Origin of the sequence: Bacillus sp. HY001, assembly GCF_007558965.1 — a bacterium.
Classification (GTDB): domain Bacteria; phylum Bacillota; class Bacilli; order Bacillales; family Bacillaceae_G; genus Bacillus_A; species Bacillus_A mobilis.
The window spans coordinates 1-2,402 of sequence record NZ_VLTE01000098.1; the positions used below are offsets into that span (position 1 = coordinate 1).

The 2,402-nt window shown below is 36.1% G+C and carries 1 protein-coding gene; it reads left to right on the plus strand.

The window, feature by feature from the left end; translation table 11 throughout:
* Positions 1-2,402 (plus strand): Tn3 family transposase (locus FOT98_RS28080; RefSeq protein WP_050592959.1); only part of this gene is annotated, 2,402 nt, incomplete at both ends.

Below are 2,402 nucleotides of genomic sequence, written 5' to 3' on the forward strand. Positions count from 1 at the left end.
CTGAAAGAATATAGAATGACATTTAAGCACCTACATCAATTGGCTTTGGAAAATGGTGATGCCATTCATCTACTACATGAATGCATAGATTTTCTAAGAAAAAACAAAATCATACTGCCTGCTATCACTACACTTGAAAGAATAGTGTGGGAAGCAAGGGCAATGGCTGAAAAGAAGCTATTTAACACGGTTAGTCAATCCCTAACAAATGAACAAAAAGAAAAACTTGAAGATATTATTACCTTGCAGCATTCGTCAGAATCCAATAAAACGATATTGGGTTGGTTAAAAGAACCACCGGGACATCCTTCACCCGAAACCTTTTTAAAAGTAATAGAACGACTCGAATACATACGAGGAATGGAATTAGAAACGGTGCAAATTAATCATTTGCACCGCAATCGCCTGTTACAGCTGTCTCGCTTGGGTTCAAGATATGAACCTTATGCATTCCGTGATTTTCAGGAAAATAAACGATATTCAATACTAACCGTCTATTTATTACATCTTAATCAAGATTTGACGGATAAAGCTTTTGAAATTCATGACAGACAAATACTTAGTCTCTTATCAAAAGGTCGTAAGGCTCAAGAGGAAATTCAGAAACTGAACGGTAAAAAGCTGAATGAGAAAGTTATACACTTTACGAACATCGGACAAGCTTTGATCAAAGCAAAACAGGAAAAATTAGACGTTTTTGAGGTTTTAGAATCCGTTATTGAATGGAATTCTTTTGTCTCTTCGGTCGAAGAAGCCCAGGAGCTTGCACGTCCTGCTGACTATGATTATTTAGACTTACTGCAAAAACGATTTTATTCACTAAGAAAATATACGCCAACGCTATTAAGGGTGTTGGAATTTCATTCTACAAAGGCAAATGAGCCACTTTTACAAGCTGTAGAGATTATCCGAGGAATGAACGAATCCGGAAAACGAAAAGTACCTGATGACTCACCTGTGGATTTTATTTCAAAACGTTGGAAAAAGCATTTATACGAGAATGATGGTACAACAATCAATCGTCATTACTATGAAATGGCTGTTTTAACAGAACTTCGGGAGCATGTTCGGGCAGGAGATGTTTCCATTGTTGGCAGCAGACAATATAGAGATTTTGAGGAATATTTGTTTTCCGAATTTACATGGAATCAAACGAAAGAGAATACGAGATTATCAGTTAGTTTATCATTCGAAGATTATATAACGGAGAGAACCAGCAGCCTTAATGAAAGGTTAAAGTGGTTAACTGCCAATTCCAACAAGTTAGATGGAGTTTCTCTTGATAAAGGAAAGCTGTCACTTGCACGCTTAGAAAAAGATGTACCAGAAGAAGCAAAAAAGTTTAGTGCAAGCCTTTATCAGATGCTACCAAGAATAAAATTAACCGATTTACTGATGGATATTGCTTATATAACAGGATTTCATGAGCAATTTACTCATGCTTCCAATAATCGAAAACCGGATAAAGAAGAAACGATTATTATTATGGCTGCCCTTTTAGGAATGGGAATGAATATAGGTGTAAGCAAGATGGCTGAAGCAACACCCGGACTTACATATAAGCAATTAGCCAATGTATCTCAATGGCGCATGTATGAAGATGCAATGAATAAAGCCCAAGCCGTATTAGTAAATTTTCATCACAAATTACAATTGTCTTCCTATTGGGGAGACGGTACAACATCCTCATCAGACGGTATGAGAATGCAGTTAGGTGTTTCATCACTACATGCAGATGCAAACCCACATTATGGAACTGGAAAAGGAGCCACCATCTACCGTTTTACTAGTGATCAATTCTCTTCTTACTACACAAAGATTATTCATACTAATTCAAGGGATGCGATTCATGTTTTAGATGGTTTGTTGCACCATGAAACGGATTTAAACATAGAAGAGCATTATACAGACACAGCTGGTTACACAGATCAAATATTCGGACTGACTCATTTATTAGGATTTAAATTTGCCCCAAGAATAAGAGATTTAGCAGACTCAAAATTATTTACAATAGATAAAGCAAGTGAGTATCCAAAATTAGAAGCCATTTTACGTGGACAAATAAATACAAAGGTCATTAAAGAAAATTATGAGGATGTTTTGCGATTAGCTCACTCAATAAGAGAAGGAACAGTTTCAGCATCCCTTATTATGGGGAAACTAGGATCTTATTCAAGACAAAACAGCTTGGCTATAGCCTTACGTGAGATGGGTCGAATAGAAAAAACAATTTTTATTTTGAATTATATATCGGATGAATCATTAAGAAGAAAAATACAAAGGGGATTAAATAAAGGAGAAGCCATGAACGGATTAGCAAGAGCTATTTTCTTCGGAAAACAAGGTGAGCTTAGGGAACGGACTATACAACATCAATTGCAAAGAGCCAGTGCTTTAAACAT